Annotated in this window: 16 protein-coding genes; 2 read left to right on the top strand and 14 right to left on the bottom strand. The window is 65.3% G+C overall.

Annotated features, from left to right (window positions below; all coding sequences use genetic code 11):
- Positions 1 to 123 precede the first annotated feature (123 nt).
- The 7 genes from ACH2CY_RS27350 to ACH2CY_RS27320 all read right to left on the bottom strand — a co-directional run bounded on the left by ACH2CY_RS27350 (position 124) and on the right by ACH2CY_RS27320 (position 7669).
- On the bottom strand, positions 124 to 723 hold the full coding sequence (locus ACH2CY_RS27350) for a phospholipid-binding protein MlaC (protein WP_395023152.1): 600 nt from the start codon (positions 721 to 723) through the stop codon (positions 124 to 126).
- 36 nt (positions 724 to 759) lie between these two features.
- The gene (locus ACH2CY_RS27345; protein ID WP_395023151.1) at positions 760 to 1629 is read right to left on the bottom strand and encodes a VacJ family lipoprotein; all 870 of its coding nucleotides are present in this window, start codon (positions 1627 to 1629) and stop codon (positions 760 to 762) included.
- 396 nt (positions 1630 to 2025) lie between these two features.
- On the bottom strand, positions 2026 to 3009 hold the full coding sequence (locus ACH2CY_RS27340; RefSeq protein ID WP_395023150.1) for a peptide ABC transporter ATP-binding protein: 984 nt from the start codon (positions 3007 to 3009) through the stop codon (positions 2026 to 2028).
- Positions 3006 to 4067, bottom strand: a complete 1062-nt coding sequence (locus ACH2CY_RS27335) for an ABC transporter ATP-binding protein (RefSeq protein ID WP_395023149.1) — start codon at positions 4065 to 4067, stop codon at positions 3006 to 3008. Before ACH2CY_RS27335 ends, ACH2CY_RS27340 begins: the two co-directional genes overlap by 4 nt.
- Positions 4068 to 4069: 2 nt before the next feature.
- Positions 4070 to 4987: an ABC transporter permease subunit gene (locus ACH2CY_RS27330; RefSeq protein ID WP_395023148.1), complete on the bottom strand. Its 918-nt coding sequence runs from the start codon at positions 4985 to 4987 to the stop codon at positions 4070 to 4072.
- On the bottom strand, positions 4984 to 5994 hold the full coding sequence (locus tag ACH2CY_RS27325) for an ABC transporter permease subunit (RefSeq protein WP_395023147.1): 1011 nt from the start codon (positions 5992 to 5994) through the stop codon (positions 4984 to 4986). Before ACH2CY_RS27325 ends, ACH2CY_RS27330 begins: the two co-directional genes overlap by 4 nt.
- A gap of 79 nt (positions 5995 to 6073) precedes the next feature.
- Positions 6074 to 7669 carry an ABC transporter substrate-binding protein gene (locus ACH2CY_RS27320; RefSeq protein WP_395023146.1) on the bottom strand — a complete coding sequence of 532 codons (1596 nt, stop codon included), beginning with the start codon at positions 7667 to 7669 and terminating at the stop codon, positions 6074 to 6076.
- Positions 7670 to 7931: 262 nt separating this feature from the next.
- On the opposite strand from ACH2CY_RS27320, the gene ACH2CY_RS27315 reads away from it, so the two are divergent.
- Both ACH2CY_RS27315 and ACH2CY_RS27310 read left to right on the top strand, forming a co-directional pair.
- Entirely contained in the window at positions 7932 to 8441 is a 510-nt protein-coding gene (locus ACH2CY_RS27315) for an acyl-CoA thioesterase (protein WP_395023145.1), read from the top strand.
- A gap of 10 nt (positions 8442 to 8451) precedes the next feature.
- Positions 8452 to 8943 (top strand): hypothetical protein, encoded by a 492-nt coding sequence (locus ACH2CY_RS27310; RefSeq protein ID WP_395023144.1) that lies wholly within the window; start codon positions 8452 to 8454, stop codon positions 8941 to 8943.
- Positions 8944 to 8949: 6 nt separating this feature from the next.
- Here the strand turns inward: ACH2CY_RS27310 and ACH2CY_RS27305 are convergent, their stop codons facing one another.
- From ACH2CY_RS27305 to alr, 7 genes are all read right to left on the bottom strand, one after another.
- Complete coding sequence (locus ACH2CY_RS27305; RefSeq protein WP_395023142.1) at positions 8950 to 9684, bottom strand: SDR family NAD(P)-dependent oxidoreductase; 735 nt, start codon at positions 9682 to 9684, stop codon at positions 8950 to 8952.
- Positions 9684 to 11141 (bottom strand): amidophosphoribosyltransferase, encoded by a 1458-nt coding sequence (purF, locus tag ACH2CY_RS27300; RefSeq protein WP_395023141.1) that lies wholly within the window; start codon positions 11139 to 11141, stop codon positions 9684 to 9686. Before purF ends, ACH2CY_RS27305 begins: the two co-directional genes overlap by 1 nt.
- A 64-nt stretch (positions 11142 to 11205) precedes the next feature.
- A complete protein-coding gene (locus tag ACH2CY_RS27295) occupies positions 11206 to 11961 on the bottom strand; it encodes a CvpA family protein (protein ID WP_395023139.1) in 756 nt (251 codons plus the stop codon).
- Positions 11962 to 11981: 20 nt separating this feature from the next.
- The gene (gene radA, locus ACH2CY_RS27290) at positions 11982 to 13406 is read right to left on the bottom strand and encodes a DNA repair protein RadA (RefSeq protein ID WP_395023138.1); all 1425 of its coding nucleotides are present in this window, start codon (positions 13404 to 13406) and stop codon (positions 11982 to 11984) included.
- Positions 13407 to 13546: 140 nt separating this feature from the next.
- Complete coding sequence (locus ACH2CY_RS27285; RefSeq protein WP_395023136.1) at positions 13547 to 14323, bottom strand: ABC transporter ATP-binding protein; 777 nt, start codon at positions 14321 to 14323, stop codon at positions 13547 to 13549.
- Positions 14320 to 15093 (bottom strand): MlaE family ABC transporter permease, encoded by a 774-nt coding sequence (locus ACH2CY_RS27280; protein WP_395023134.1) that lies wholly within the window; start codon positions 15091 to 15093, stop codon positions 14320 to 14322. Before ACH2CY_RS27280 ends, ACH2CY_RS27285 begins: the two co-directional genes overlap by 4 nt.
- Positions 15090 to 16223 carry an alanine racemase gene (gene alr / locus ACH2CY_RS27275; RefSeq protein ID WP_395023133.1) on the bottom strand — a complete coding sequence of 378 codons (1134 nt, stop codon included), beginning with the start codon at positions 16221 to 16223 and terminating at the stop codon, positions 15090 to 15092. Before alr ends, ACH2CY_RS27280 begins: the two co-directional genes overlap by 4 nt.
- Positions 16224 to 16228: the final 5 nt, after the last annotated feature.

Raw genomic sequence — 16228 nt, 5'->3', positions numbered from 1 at the left:
GGGGGGGGGGTGGGGGGGGGGGCCCCCCGTGCAGCCTGAGCGCGTTAGATCCAGCGCTCGGCGCGCACCAACGAAAACGGCCGCGATTTGCATCGCGGCCGCTTCAAAACCGATATCGCCCGGTCAGTTGACCAGCGACTTGTTCTTCAGGATGCCCATCAGCGCGCTGATGTCGCCGTTGTGCTGCGACAGGACCGAGGTGAATTCCTGGCGGTGGGTATCGGAGAGGCTCAGTCCCTCGACCCGGATGTCGGCGATCCGCGGCTCGGAGCCGTTGTTGCTGATCTCCCAATCGACCCGGGCGCCGGCATCCTCGCTGCCCTCCGCGACCGCGGTGAAGACGATGGCGCGCGCACCCTCGTCGCGGACCCGCTTCACCTCGAGCTTCTGGCCTTTGTAGGCCTTGAAGCGCTGGCCATAGACCGAGGCGATGTAGTTGGTGAACTGGTTGACGAAGGCTTCCTGCTGCTCCGGCGTGATCTTCTTCCAGTAGGCGCCGAGCACATGCCGGGCCATGCCGGGCATGTCGAAATACTTCAGCAGCAGCGGCTTCAGGGCCGCGGCGCGCGCCGGATCGGTCGGACCGGCCTCTTTGAGACTGGTGATCGCCTCGTCAGCGACCTGGTTGACGAAAGCCGAGAGGTCGGTCGCGGCCCAAGCCGGGGTTGCGAGCAGGGCCGCCGCAGCGGCCGCCGTCATGAGAAGGGTGCGTCGGTTGTGCATGGTGGGTGTCAGTTCGCTTCGCTCACACTGGGCCAATCAGTTCGCTTCGCTCACCTGGGGCACGCCGTCGGTCTGGGTCGTGGTCGGCGTGAGCATGACGGTCGGCGCATTGGCGCCGTCCTCAGGGATGTCGGTGGTGATGCCGGAGAGCATGTCGTCCGGATCCTCGCCGTTGCGGATCGCGTCGTTGCGGTGCTGGCGATAGAGGCTGCGGATGGTGGCGTAGAAGTCCACCGAGCCCTTCTGCAGCTCTTCGATCGCCTGCATGTTGCGGGCGCGGGTGTCGAGACCCTCGAGGCCGCCGCGGACGGTGTTGATCCAGCCGACGTTGTAGATGTAGCCGACCCAGGTCAGCGGATCCAAGGCGTAGTCCACGATCTTGCCGGTCAGGTCGCGCGGGTTCGAGGGGCCGAGGATCGGCAGCATCAGGTACGGGCCTTCGCCGCTGCCGTAGTAGCCGAGCGTCTGGCCGAAATCCTCGTCGTGATACTTGATGCCGAACATGTCGGCGACGTCGATCAGACCGGCCACGCCGAGCGTGCTGTTGATCAGGAACCTGGAACTGGTGTCGCCGGCGCGATCGAAGCCGCCCTGGAACAGGTCGTTCGCCAGGATGGTCGGCGAGTGCAGGTTGCGCACCACATTGCGTACGCTGTCCTGCGCGAATTGCGGCAGAGCCGTGTGGTAGTAGCCGGCGAAGGGCTTCACGATGACTTCGTCGAGGAAGTGGTTCACCTCGAAGAAGTAGCGGTTCATCGGCTCGAGCGGGTCGTTGGCCTCGTTGTAAGCCTGGACCGCCGCCTCGTCGCTCGGATCCGGCTCGCTCGCGCAGCCGCCGATCGCCAGCGCCACGGAAAGAGTCCCGGCTGCCAGCAACACCCGTCCGAATTTGACCTCGAAATGCATGGATCCCCTAGTCCCTGTACTGCCGATCTCGCCGCCCATGGTCTCAACGGGCCACTCGACCGCTTATTCCTCATCCCTAGTGCGGCCGTCCGCACCAACGGTTCAAATCTCACCCGATCAGCGCCCGACCGAGCCGGGCCACTGAGTCATCTTTACATCAAGACATTAACCAAGGGTAACGGAATGAGTCTGTGACCCCCAACACTCATCTGGCCGGAATCCGCTTCCTTTGGCCGCCAACCCATTGGCCTGACGTGACTACCATAGGACCCGGTCAAAGACTAGAAGACTCATGGATGGCCTGTGGGCCGCCCGGCACAGACTGTTGCAGAAATGCCGCAAAGCCCACATTCCCAGCAGCAATTCGCCCCGGAAATCCTTAATCAGGGAAATGCTTTAAAGGGTGGTCTCGGCGTAGTGGCAGGCGACCAGCCGGTCATCGACCGGGCGGAGCTCCGGCCGTTCCTGGGCGCAGCGCTCGGTGGCGAAGGGGCAGCGCCGGTGGAAGGCGCAGCCGGGGGGCGGGTTGATCGGCGACGGGAGCTCGCCCTTGACCGTCATCCGCTTGGAGCGGGCCTTGGGATCGACCGACGGAGTCGCGGCCAGGAGGACCTGGGTATAGGGGTGGCGGGCCCGTGTGAACACGGTCTGCTTGCTGCCCTGCTCCACCGGCCGTCCCAGGTACATGACCATCACGTCATCGGCGATGTGCCGGACCACGGAGAGGTCGTGCGAGATGAACATGTAGGCGAGGTTGAGCTCCGCCTGCAGGTCCATCAGCAGGTTCAGGACCTGGGCACGGATCGAGACGTCGAGCGCCGAGACCGGCTCGTCGGCCACCACGATCTTCGGCTTCAGCATGAGCGCGCGGGCGATGGCGATGCGCTGGCGCTGGCCGCCGGAGAACATGTGCGGATAGCGGCTGTAATGCTCGGGCCTCAAGCCCACATGCGCCAGCATGGCCTGCGCCTGCTCGCGGCGCTGGGCGGCGTTCAGGTTGGTGTTGATCTCCAGCGGCTCTTCCAGAATCTGGCCGATCTGCTTGCGGGGATTAAGCGAGCCGTAGGGATCCTGGAACACCATCTGCACCTTGGGGCGCAGCGCCTTCAGCATCGAGTCGGAGGCGGTCGCCACCTCGGTGCCGTCGAGCGTGAGGCTGCCGCTGGTCGGCTTCTCGATCATGGTGACCATGCGGGCGAGCGTGGACTTGCCGCAGCCGGATTCGCCGACCACCGCGAGCGTCCGCCCGGCCTCGAGCGCGAAGCTGGTCCCGGCGACCGCCTTCAAGCTGGCGTGGCCGCGGAACACGCCGCGCGAGACGCTGTAATGGCGGTGGAGGTCGTGGGCCTCGAGGACCGTGTTGCCTGGGGCCACGGTCATAGGCCGAGCCCTTTCGGCCGGGCGCCCTCGACATGGTGCATCGCTTCCGGGCCGCCGTTGATGCTCCAGCGCGGGTCCGGGTGGTTGGTCGGACGACCGTCCACCAGCGGATAGTGGCAGCGCGCCAGCACACCGGAGGGTCCGGTGAGTTGAGGCTGCTCGGCGCGACAGCGGTCGGTGGCGAAGCCGCAGCGCGGGTTGAAGACGCAGCCGGTCGGGCGGTCGGCGATACCCGGCACCATGCCGGGGATGGTGGCGAGGCGGCGCTGGTCGTGGCTGCGCTCCGGCAGGGCCTCCAGCAAAGCGGCGGTGTAAGGGTGGCGCGGATTCTCGAACAGCTGCGCCGCCGGCTGGATCTCGACCTGCTGGCTCGCATACATGACGATCACGCGCTCGGCGGTCTCGGCGACCACGCCCATGTCATGGGTGATGAGGGCCATCGCCATGTGGCGCTGCTTCTGCAGATCGACCAGGAGATCGAGGATCTGCGCCTGGATGGTGACGTCGAGTGCGGTCGTTGGTTCATCCGCAATGAGCAGCTTGGGGTTGCAGGCGATCGCCATCGCGATCATCACGCGCTGGCTCATGCCGCCGGAAAGCTGATGCGGGAAAGCTGAGAGCCGGGTCTCCGGCGCCGGGATGCCGACCTGGGCCAGCAATTCCACCGCGCGGTCGCGGCGCTGCTTGCGGCTGCCGCCTTCATGCGCCGCCAGGGCTTCCATGATCTGGAAGCCGACCGTGAAGCACGGGTTCAAGCTGGTCATCGGCTCCTGGAAGATCATGGCGATGTCCTTGCCGATGATCTTGCGGCGCGCGCGCGGACTGAGGCCGAGGAGCTCCTGGCCGTCGAAGGTCATGTGGTCGGCGATGACCTTGCCGGGATAGGGAATGAGGCCCATGACAGCCAGCATGGTGACGCTCTTGCCGGAGCCGGATTCGCCGACCACGCCGATCAGCTCGCCCTTGTCGATGGTGAGGTCGATGCCGTCGACCGCGCGGAACGGCCCGCGATGGGTCTGGAACTCGACCGAGAGATTGCGGATCTCGAGCAGGGCCATGGTCAGCGCTTCAGCTTCGGGTCGAGCGCGTCGCGGAGCCCGTCGCCGAGGAGATTGAAGGCCAGCACCGTCACCAGGATGGCGAGTCCGGGGAAGGTCACCACCCACCAGGCGCTGTCGATGTATTGCCGCGCGTCGGCCAGCATGGTGCCCCATTCCGGCGTCGGCGGCTGCGCGCCCAGCCCGAGGAAGCCCAAGGCCGCAGCATCGAGCACCGCCGAGGAGATGCCGAGAGTGGATTGCACGATCAAGGGCGCAAGACAGTTCGGCAGCACGGTCTTGAACATGAGGCGGGGCGTACCGGCGCCGGAGACCCGAGAGGCGACCACGTAGTCCTTGGTGAGCTCGGTCATCACCGCGGCGCGGGTCAGCCGCGCGTAGTGCGGGATGTTGGTGATGGCGACGGCGATCATCGCGTTGGTCAAGCCGGTGCCGAGCAGGACGACGATGACGATCGCCAGCAGCAGGCTGGGCAGCGACAGGATGATGTCCATCAGGCGCATGATCAGGGTGTCGATGGTGCCCCGATAGAAGCCGGAAACGAGGCCGAACATCACGCCCACCGTCAGCGACAGGGTGACGACGATGAGGCCGATGAACAGCGAATAGCGCGAGCCGTAGATGATGCGCGAGAGCATGTCGCGGCTGACCCCGTCGGTACCGAGCAGGAACCGGGTGCTGCCGGCCGGATCCCAGGCCGGCGGCTGGAGCGTGAGATTGATCGGGTCGAACTGCGTCGACGGGTCGTAGGGCGCCAGCAAGGGCGCGAAGATCGCGCAGAGAATGAGCAGCACGATGATGGTGAGCGCGCCCATGGCGCCGCGATTGGACCGCAGCGAGAGCCAGACTTCGCGTCCCGGGGTGAGCACCGGCGCGGGCTTCGGCGCTATCGCCCCGGCGGTGTTGGCGACATTGCTCATCGGCGCCCCCGGATCCGTGGATTGAGCAGGCCGTAAATGAGGTCGACCGAGAGGTTGACCAGGATGACGAAGCCGGCGATCAGCAGCACGCCGCCCTGCACCGAAGGATAGTCGCGCTGGTAGATCGAGTTCACCAGCCAGGAGCCGACGCCGGGCCAGGAGAAGATGTTCTCGGTCAGGATGGCGCCACCCATCAAGGTGCCGACCTGGAGGCCGATCACGGTGACGACCGGGATCAGCGCGTTGCGGAGCGCATGGATGCCGACCACGCGGAAGCCAGAGAGGCCTTTCGCGCGCGCGGTCCGCACATAGTCCTCGCCCAGCACCTCGAGCATGGCGGAGCGCGTCATGCGCGCGATCACCGCCAGCGGAATGGTGCCGAGCACGATGGTCGGCAGGATGAGATGGCTCAAGGCCGAGCGGAAGGCGCCCTCCTCACCGGACATCAGCGAGTCCCAGAGCATGAAGCCGGTGCCCTCGTCAAAATAGTAGTCGAGATTGATGCGGCCCGAGACCGGCGTCCAGCCGAGCTTCAACGAGAAGAACAGGATCAGCAGCAGGCCCCACCAAAAGATCGGCATCGAATAGCCGGTCAAGGCCGCGCCCATGATGGTATGATCGTAGACCGAGCCGCGGCGCTGCGCGGCCAGCACGCCGGCCGGGATGCCGACCAGGATCGCGAAGACCATGGCGCAGAGCGCGAGCTCGAGGGTCGCCGGGAACAGCGCGAAGAAGTCCTGAAGCACGCTGTTCTTGCTCTGGATCGACTTGCCGAAATCGCCCTGCAGCACGTTCCAGATGTAGTCGATGAACTGGATCGGCAGCGGCTTGCCCAGGCCCATCTGATCCAGCAGCTCCTGGTGCCGCACCGGATCGATCACCTTCTCGCCCAGCAGCATCTGCAGCGGATCGCCGGGGATGGAATGGATCAGCACGAAGGTCAGCAGCGCCGCCCCGAGGAAAGTCGGGATGATCAGCAGCAGGCGTTGAAAGACGAAACGGATCATGAGGCGATCGGCAGGCTCAAAAAACGCGCACCGGCGGAGGAGCTATCCCCCGCCGGTGCCATCAGTTCAGCAAACGCGGTTACTTCAAACCGACGTTTTCGAAGTTGTGGATGCCGAGCGGATCGATGACGTAGCCGTCAACTTTCTTGCTCATCGGCATGAAGGTCAGCGAATGCACGATCGGCACGATCGGCGCCTCGTCATGCATCAGCTGCTGGGCCTTCTTGTAGAGCTCGGTCCGCTTGTCCTGGTCCGAGGTCTCCTTGGCCTGCTTCAGCAGTGCGTCATACTCGTTGTTGCACCACTTCTCATTGTTCTGGCCCGGAGGATTGCCGGTGCCGCCGCAGCCATGGAAGTAGAGGAAGTTGTCCGGATCGCCGATGTCGGCGCCCCAGCCGATCTGGCCCAAGGGGGCCTCGCCGGCATGCATGCGCTTCAGGTACTCGGCCCAGTCATAGGTGACCAGGTTCGCCTTGATGCCGACCTTGGCGAGGTCGGCCTGCATCAGCTCGCCCATCTTCTTGCCGTCCAGATTGTAGGGACGGGAGACCGGCTGGTACCAGAGGTCGACCGACAGGTCCTTCACGCCCTGGCTCTCCAGCATCTCCTTCGCCTTCGCCGGATCATACGGATACGGCTGGACGTCGTCGTTGTAGCCCCAGATGGTCGGCGGCAGCGCGTTCTTCGCCACCTTGGCGCCGCCCAGGAAGACCGCCTTCACGATCGCTTCCTTGTTGAACGCCATGTTCATCGCCTGGCGGACGATCTTGTTGTCCCAGGGCTTCATCTTGTTGTTCATGATGAAGTAGGCGACGTTCGGGCCTTCCGACTCGCCGACGGTGAGCATCGGATTGGCCTTCAGCAGCGCGAGGTCGGCCGGGGCCGGATACGGGTAGATGTCGCACTCGCCCGCCATCAGCTTGGCCATGCGGGTCTTCGGATCCTTGGTGATCGCGAAGACCAGGTTGTCGACCTTCTGCTTGCCGCGCCAATAGTCCGGGTTGGCCTTGTAGCGGATCACCGCGTCCTTCTCATAGGCGACGAAGGTGAAGGGACCGGTGCCGACCGGCATCTGGTCGATCTGGTCCTTCTTGCCTTCCTTCTCGAGCTGATCGGCGTATTCCTTGGAGAGGATCGACGCCCACTCCATGCCGAGCTCGGCGACGAACGGCGCTTCCGGGTTGTTGAGCGTGATCTTGACCGTGTGGTCGTCGACCTTCTCGACGCTCTTCATGATGTCGCCCATGCCCATGCCTTCGAAGTAGGCATAGGTGCCGCCGCTGACGGCGTTGTAGGGGTTGTTCTTGTCCAGCATGCGGTTGAAGCTGAACACCACGTCGTCGGCGTTGAACTCGCGGGTCGGCTTGAAATACTTGGTGGCGCCGAACTTCACGCCCTTGCGGAGATGGAAGGTGTAGGTCTTGCCGTCATCGCTGACTTCCCAGCTCTCGGCGAGCGAGGCCACCGGATCGGTGGTGCCGAACTTGGTCTCGATCAGGCGGTTGAAGATCGGGCGCACCGCATCGAGCGTGGTGCCGGCGTCGAAGAGCTGCGGACCGAAACCTTCCGGGCTGCCTTCCGAGCAGTAGCGGAGAGTCGAGGCCGCTTGCGCCGACGCGGCGATGCCCATCATCAGAGCGAGCGCCGCGGTGGCGGTGATAAGCCGTGCTTTCATTTGAGTCTCCCTCACGTGTTGTCCCGGGGAGCCGTTATGGATTGGTTCTTGTGGCCCGTCCCCGTTGGAGCGGAACGTAGGCCTGTTCCCGGAACGGTGTCAATTCCCGGCTTGATCTTGTTCATATTTCTCGGGGGTTTGGCGGCTTTTTCACGATCCCGGATCGGCCCCGAAGCGCCGGTTTAGGACCGCCGTTTTGCCCGAACCACCTGCATTGTGGCGCCGCTTGACCGGGCGCCTGCTGCACCGCAAGGTGCGCCCCATGCCCCATGACCTCCGCGCCCCCATCCCCGCCCCCTTCGTCTCCACCGACCTGCGCGTCATCCCCGAATGGATCGACGGCAACGGGCATATGAACGTCGCCTACTACTTGAAGGCGTTCGACGAGGGGTTCGACGCCGCCTATGAAGCGATCCAGTTCGGCTTCGACATGATCGAGCGCCGCGGCGTCTCGACCATGGCGGCGGAGATGCACATCACCTACCAGCGCGAGCTGTTCGAGGGCGACCCGATCCGGATCGAGACCCAGCTGGTCGATTTCAACCGCAAGCGCTTCCACTGGTTTCAGCAGATGCGCCACGGCGAGACAATGAAGCTGGCCGCGACCTGCGAATGGATGATCCTGTTCATCGACATGAACAAGCGCAAGGTGGCGGAGATGCCGGACGACATCTTCGCGCTGATCAGCCGGGTGAAGGAAGCGCATGCGCATCTGCCGCTGCCGCCCGAAGTCGGGCGCAGCATCTCGCTGGAGAACAAGCGGCGGGGGTAGTCGGGTAAACGTGGTCGACGACGACGAGCGCAATTGGAAGACGCAGATCTCAGACCGCGAAGCCGACCAACGCAGCGGGGCCTTCGGCCGATGCGCCCTTGCCGGTCTCGTCGCCATCCTCATAGCGCCGCTCGCGCTCTTTGCCGTCATGGCCATTGAACCCGTCCTGCTCGAGGGCCGTCTGCCGCACATAACCGTGGGCGAGCTGATCGGCCGGTTCTTTCAGTACTACTTCATGGTGCTGATGTTCAGCCTTCCGGTATCGATCCCCTGCGCTATCGTCTTCGCCATTGCGGCCTACTGGCTGCGCAAAGCCGGTCGCCTCAACTGGTTGACCAGCATGGTTGCCGGCGCGGCGATTGGTGGCCTGGCTGATGCATTGGCCGCTCTGCTGATTTTCAAAGCACAGAGTCTCGCTACGCCGGAACCACTGCTGTTCTTCGGCGCGACCGGTGCGGTCACGACGCTGCTCGCTTATGGAGCTTGCCTGCGGCGGCCGTGACCAGCGCTACTGCGCCTTCACGACCTGTCCGTTGCCGTCGAAGTCGGTGCAGGCGAGCGGGAGGAATTTTTCGGCGATTTGCTCCGGGGTCGGCAAGGTCTGCGGGTCCTCGCCGGGATAGGCGGCGGCGCGCATGCCGGTGCGGGTGCGGCCGGGGTCGATAAGATTGGCGCGAATCTTGGTGGACTTCACTTCCTCGGCGTAGATCTTCACCAGCATCTCGAGCGCCGCCTTGGAGATCGAATAGGTGCCCCAGAACGGGCGCGCCTGGTGGCCGACGCTGGAGGAGACGAAGATCGCGCGGCCCGCTTCCGACTGGCGCAGCAGCGGGTCGAGGCTGCGGATCAAGCGCCAGTTCGCCGTGAGGTTGATGTCCATGACGCGCTGGAATTCCGCCGGCTCGATATGGCCCAAGGGCGCCAGGGTGCCGAGATCGCCGGCATTGCCGACCAGCACATCGAGGCGGCCGTAGCGCTCGTAGAGCGCATAGCCCAGCCGGTCGATGGCCTCGAACTCGCGCAGGTCGAGCGGCACCAGCAGGCTGGTCTTGCCGTTGATCTGGCGGATCTCGTCGTCCAGCTCCTCGAGGCCGCCGGTGGTGCGCGCGACCAGGATCAGCTCGGCGCCTTCGCGCGCAAAGAGCCTGGCCACGGCCTTGCCGATGCCGCGCGAAGCCCCGGTCACGAGCGCGATCTTGCCCGCGAGACGACCCCCCGCAGACTCCAGGAGCGGATCAGCCATTACGAGGCGCGTTCCGCGAGCAGGGAGAGTTGGTGGGTGCCGTCGCCGCCGGTCTGGTCGGTCAATTCGGTCGGATAATCGCCGGTGAAGCAGGCGTCGCAATATTGCGGCTCATTGGGGTCGCGATTCTTGTGACCCATGGCGCGATAAAGGCCGTCGATCGAGATGAAGGCCAGCGAATCGCAGCCGATGAAGGCGGCCATTTCCTTGAGGTCCATGCGCGAGGCGAGCAGCTGTTTCCGCTCCGGCGTGTCGATGCCGTAGAAGCAGGAGTGGCTGGTCGGCGGGCTGGAGATGCGCATATGCACTTCGGTCGCGCCGGCGGCGCGGATCATCTCGACGATCTTCTTCGAGGTGGTGCCGCGCACGATCGAGTCATCGACCAGGATGACCCGCTTGCCCGCGACCTTGGCGCGGTTGGCGTTGTGCTTCAGCCGCACGCCCAGATGCCGGATGTGGTCGGTCGGCTCGATGAAGGTGCGGCCGACATAGTGGTTGCGGATGATGCCGTATTCGAACGGGATGCCGGAGCCTTCCGCGAAGCCGAGTGCCGCCGGCACGCCGGAATCCGGCACCGGCACCACCACATCGGCGTCGATCGGGGATTCCTTCGCCAGCTCGCGGCCGATCGCCTTGCGCGCGTCGTAGATGCTGGTGCCTTCCATGACGCTGTCGGGCCGGGCGAAGTAGATGTATTCGAAGACGCAGAACTTCTTCGGCGCGGGCGTGAACGGCTTCGAGCTCTTGATGCCGTTCCGGTCGATGACCACCATCTCGCCCGCCTCGATGTCGCGGACGAAGTCGGCGCCGACGATGTCGAGGGCGCAGGTCTCGGAGGCGAGAATGTAACCGGTGCCGAGCTTGCCCAGGACCAGCGGGCGCACGCCCAGCGGATCGCGGACGCCGATCACCATGTCGTTGGCCAGCGCGACCAGCGAATAGGCGCCTTCCACCTGGTGCAGCGCGTGGATCAGGCGATCCACCACATTGCCGCGGAGATGGGTCGCCATCAGGTGCTGGATGACCTCGGTGTCGGTGGTGGACTGGAACAGCGAGCCGCGCTTCACCAGCTCGCGGCGAACCGCGGTCGCATTGGTGAGGTTGCCGTTATGCCCGACCGCAAAGCCGCCGAAGGCGAGCTCGGCGAACAGCGGCTGCACGTTGCGCAAGATGGTGTCGCCGGTGGTGGAATAGCGGACGTGGCCGATCGCCGCATGGCCCCTGAGCTGCTCGACCACGGACTGTTTGTTGAAGCTGTCGGCGACATGGCCCATCTCGCGATGGGCGTGGAAACGCTGGCCGTCGAAGGTGACGATGCCGGCGGCTTCCTGGCCGCGATGCTGCAGGGCGTGCAGGCCGAGAACCGCGTGGGCGGAGGCTTCATCGACCCCGTAAATGCCTACAATGCCGCACTCTTCCTTGAGATGATCGTCGTCGAAGGGGTGCGTCGTGAGCATTTTCCGGGTCGGCGTCCCTATGCTGCTCTGAACTAAACCGCGGCGGCGCCGCAAGAAGGCGCCGCTACTGAGAACTCTCGATCAGCCGATCGAGGTCGTTCCGTTGCGCGTCCTTATACCCGGCTGTAGCCCCTTGTCCATCGGGATTCGCCCCCGGAACTGCATTGGAGCCTTGCGTCTGACCGGTGCCTCCCGCGGGAGGCGGGTTCGTGCCGTTTTCGCCGGGTTGCGGGGCCGGGGTAGCGGGCTGGGTTCCGGGTTGAGTTCCGGGCTGTGGGACCATGTTGCTGGGATCGCCGAGGGTTTTCACGCCCTGGTCGATGACCGCCTGGCCTTTCTCAATCACATAGGCGGGGACCATGTTCCGGAGCATCTCGGCGCCCTTCTGGACCATGGGCAGGGTCTTGGCCTCGGCCACAGATTGCGGCCGGTCGCGCTCGTCGGGAATGGCCCAGACCATCAGCATATAGGCGCCGCAGACGATGACCGCGCCGATCACCAGGCCGAGCAGCAGGCCGAGCGAGCGGTCGATGGCGCCGACCGCGCTGCCCCTGACCGCACGCGAGATGATCTGGTTCAGGACCGCGCAGACGATCAGCGCCACGATGAAGATCGCGACCGCGGTCACCACGTTGGCGATCAGCGGCTCGGCGATATATTTCTCGGCGATCGGCTTGGCGAAGGGGAAGAAATAGACCGTCGCGACCACGGCGCCGACCCAGGAGAGGATCCACAGCACCACGTTCACGAAGCCGTTGGAAAAGGCGATCAGCGCCGAGAGGCCGATCACGACCAGGACGATGACGTCGATGAAGTTCACGCTGCGATCATCCCCTTGGGCTAACCCTGGACTACGCCGGGCCGCTTCGGCACCGAATTGGAACGCGACTCATTATAGAGCCAGTCGATCATGTCTTGTAGGTGGCCAACTTCCAAGACCTCCAGGCCCTCGATCTTCGGCGCCCTTCGGCCGCCTTTTACGGCCTGGGGCGCCAAAGCCCGCCGGAAGCCCAGCTTGGCCGCTTCCCGCAGGCGCGACTCGGACTGGGTGACCCGCCGGACCTCGCCGGAGAGGCCGATCTCGCCAAAAATCGCGATGTCCTCGGGCACCGGCCGGTCGGTCAGCGCGGAGATCAGCGCCAGGGCGCAGGCGAGGTCGGCCGCCGGTTCGGCGATTCGCAACCCGCCGGCGATGTTCAGATAGACCTCGTTGCCGCCGAAGCCCAACCCGCAGCGCGCTTCCAGCACCGCGAGCACCATGGCGAGGCGGTTGCCGTCCCAGCCGACCACGGCACGGCGCGGCGTGGCTTGAGGAGACGGAGAGACCAGCGCCTGGACCTCGACCAGGACCGGCCGCGTGCCCTCGATGCCGGCGAAGACCGCGGCGCCCGAGATGTTGCCGCGGCGCTCGGCGAGGAACAGCGCCGAGGGGTTGGCGACCTCGACCAGGCCGCCATCGGTCATCTCGAAGACGCCGATCTCGTTGGCCGGGCCGAAGCGATTCTTGACCGAGCGCAGGATGCGGAACTGATGCCCGCGCTCGCCTTCGAAATAGAGCACGGTATCGACCATATGCTCGAGCACGCGGGGCCCGGCGATCTGGCCGTCCTTGGTGACATGGCCGACCAGGATCAGCACGAAGCCGCGGCGCTTGGCGACGCGGATCAATTCGGCGGCGCAGCTCCGCACCTGCGCGACCGTGCCGGGCGCGGAATCGAGCGTGTCGAGATACATGGTCTGGATGGAATCGATCACCACGGCTTCGGGCGGCTCGCCGGTCTCCAGGGTCGCGATGATGTCGCGGATGTTGGTGGCGGCGGCGAGGCGGGTCGCCCCGGCGCCGAGTTCAAGGCGTTTGCCGCGGAGCTGCACCTGCTCCACCGCTTCTTCGCCGGAGATATAGGCCGAGACCATCGGCGGCTTCAGCCGGCCCAGCGCCACCACGACCTGCAGCAGCAAGGTGGACTTGCCGATGCCGGGATCGCCGCCGATCAGGATCGCCGAGCCGCGCACCAGCCCGCCGCCGGTGACGCGGTCGAACTCCGGCATGCCGGTCGGGCGCCGGATGGTGTCCGGCACCGGGCCGCCGAGATCGACCAGCTCGATCCCCTTCCCTTTCTTGCCGGTGAGACCCTTGGGCGCGCTCTCGCGCGGCGCCTCTTCGACGATCGAGTTCCAGGCGCCGCAAGCATCGCAGCGCCCGCTCCAGCGGGCGCTGGAAGAACCGCAATTCTGACAGACATAGCGCGCGGCGGATTTCGCCATCTTGCGCTATTCGGTGAGAGTCTTTGTGCGGCACCCCCACCCAACCTCCCCCAAAGATGGGGGAGGAGCGCACCGAGCATGGTACTCCCTTCCCCGGCTTCGGGGGAGGGTTGGGGTGGGGGTGCCGCAAACTCGCTGCATCAGAACGACCGCACCGGCATGCGGATCGGGCCTTCGGCCTTGCCCTTCACGAACTGCTCGACATAGGGGTTGCCGGAATTGTCGATGTCCTTGGCGGCGCCCGCCCAGACGATCTTGCCCTGGTAGATCATCGCCGCGTGGTCGCCGATCTCGCGCAGGCTGTGCATGTCATGGGTGATCGAAAGCGCGGTGGCGCCGACCATTTCCACGCAGGTGACGATCAGCTCGTTGATCACCTGGGCCATGATCGGGTCGAGGCCGGTGGTCGGCTCGTCGAAGAAGATGATCTCCGGCTCGGCGGCGATGGCGCGGGCGAGGCCGACGCGCTTCTGCATGCCGCCGGAAAGCTCGGCCGGGAACAGCTCGCCCACTTCCGGCTGCAGGCCGACGGCGGAGAGCTTCCGGAGGGCGATTTCCTTCGCCTCCTTGCGGTTCATGTGCCGGCCGGAAATCAGGCCGAAGGCGACATTCTCCCAGACCGGCAGGCTGTCGAACAGGGCGGCACCCTGGAACAGCATGCCGAATTTCTTCATCACCCGTTCTCGATCGGCCGCGTTCATGCCGACCACTTCCTCGCCGTCGATCTCGATCGAGCCGGCATCCGGCTTCAGAAGCCCGAGGATGCACTTGATCATCACCGACTTGCCGGTGCCGGAGCCGCCGATCACCACCAGCGAGTGGCCGCGCGGCACGTCGAGGTCGACTCCGTCGAGGACGACGTTCGAGCCGAACCGCTTCTTCAAACCGCGCACTTTGATTTTGAGATCGCTGCTCATTTGGAGAAGAACAGTTCAGTGAGGATGTAGTCGAGGATCAGGATCAGGATCATCGAGGTGGCGACCGCGTTGGTGGTCGCCTTGCCGACGCCCTGGGCCCCGCCCTTGGAGTTGAAGCCGTGGTAGCAGCCCATCAGGGTGATGGTGAAGCCGAACACCGCCGCCTTCACCAGACCCGAGAATACGTCGATGAACTCGGTCGCCTCGGCGATGTTCTTCAGGAAGTTGCCCGAGTTGAAGTTGAGCTTGTGCACGGCGACCAGATAGCCGCCGAACACGCCGATGACGTCGCCGATGCCGACCAGCAGCGGCAGCATGGTGACGCCGGCCCAGATCCGTGGGGCGATCAGGTACTTGAAGGGGTTGGTGCTCAAGGTCGAGAGCGCGTCGATCTGCTCGGTGACCCGCATGGTGCCGATCTCCGCCGCCATCGAGGCGCCGATCCGGCCGGCGACGATCAGCGCCGCCAGCACCGGGCCGAGCTCGCGGGTCAAGGAGAGCACCACGATCTGCGGCATCAAGCCTTCGGCGTTGACGTTGAAGCCGGTATAGGTCTGCAGCACCAAGACCATGCCGGTGAAGACCGCGGTCATGCCGACATAGGGCAGAGAGTAGTAGCCGATCTCGATCATCTGCCGAACCAGCAGCCGCGGATAGAAGGGCGGGGTCAGGCAATGCTGGATCGCGACCAAGGCGAACAGGGTCAGCCGGCCCATGGCGGAGAGGCCGTTCAGGAAAGTGCGGCCGATCGGTTGCAGGACGGCGGTCACGCGGCGGTCCCCGCATCGTGAATCCCTGGGGGATGGTAGCGGCGCAGATAGCGGCTGCCCAAGGCGGTCAGGATCTCATAGCCGATCGTGCCGGCATCGCGCGCCAGATCGTCCACGCTTTGGTGCGGGCCGATGATCTCGACGGCATCGCCCACCCGGGCGGCGGAAGAAGGCAGATGGCCGATATCCGCGGTCATCAGATCCATAGAAACCCGGCCCACGATGGACGCCCGCTCCCCTGCGACGAAAACGGCGCCGCGATTGCCCAGCGATCGGAAGATTCCGTCGGCATAACCGACCCCGATGACCGCGAGGCGTGACTTACCCCTGAATTGATGCGTGGCACCATATCCAACGGTCATACCCAAGTCAACGTCCCGTATTTGCAGGATTTTTCCCTCCAGAGCGACCACCGGGCGCATCGGGTTGGGGTGCCCGATCATGGGTTCCAGGCCATAGAGCGCCGCCCCGGGACGGGCCAGGTCGAAGAGGTAGTCGGTGCCGAGGAAGCAGCCCGCGGATGCCGCCATGCCGAAGGTCGGCTTGATGCCCTGCGGCCAGGGGAAGCGTTCGACCAGCGCCTTGTAGAGTGCGAGCTGCCTGAGGTTCATCGGATGCTTCTCGTCGTCCGAGCAGGCGAGATGGCTCATCGCATGGACGACCGGAACTCCCGCCAGCAGAGCGGGATCCCCGGCGAGGCGCATCATGTCGGCTTCGGAGAGGCCGAGGCGGGACATGCCGCTGTCGATCATCAGCGCCGCGGGGTGCGGCAGGTTGGCGCGACAGAAACGCCCCCATTCCTCGACCTGCGCCAGGGTGCCGAGGACGGGGATCAACCGCTCGGCAGCGATGGTGTCGGCCGCGCCGCTGGGCAAACCGTTGAGGATGTAGATCTGGGAGGTCGGCAGGATCGGCCTGAGCGCCAGCGCCTCGTCCAGGGTCGCCACGAAGAAATGCTCGCAGCCGGCGCGGTGCAGCACCGGCGCCACCATCGCGGCGCCGAGGCCGTAGGCATCGGCTTTCACCGCCGCGCCGCAGGTGGCGGGCGCCACCTGTTCGCGGAGGATCTTGTAGTTCTCGGCGATGGCGGCGAGATCGATGCTGAGGACCGCCGTCGAAGCGTCAGCCATTGGAA

This window comes from Dongia sp. (assembly GCF_041905885.1).
GTDB lineage: Bacteria > Pseudomonadota > Alphaproteobacteria > Dongiales > Dongiaceae > Dongia.
Note: the sequence above shows the minus strand (reverse complement) of the source record. Positions and strands in the feature narration are given on the sequence as shown.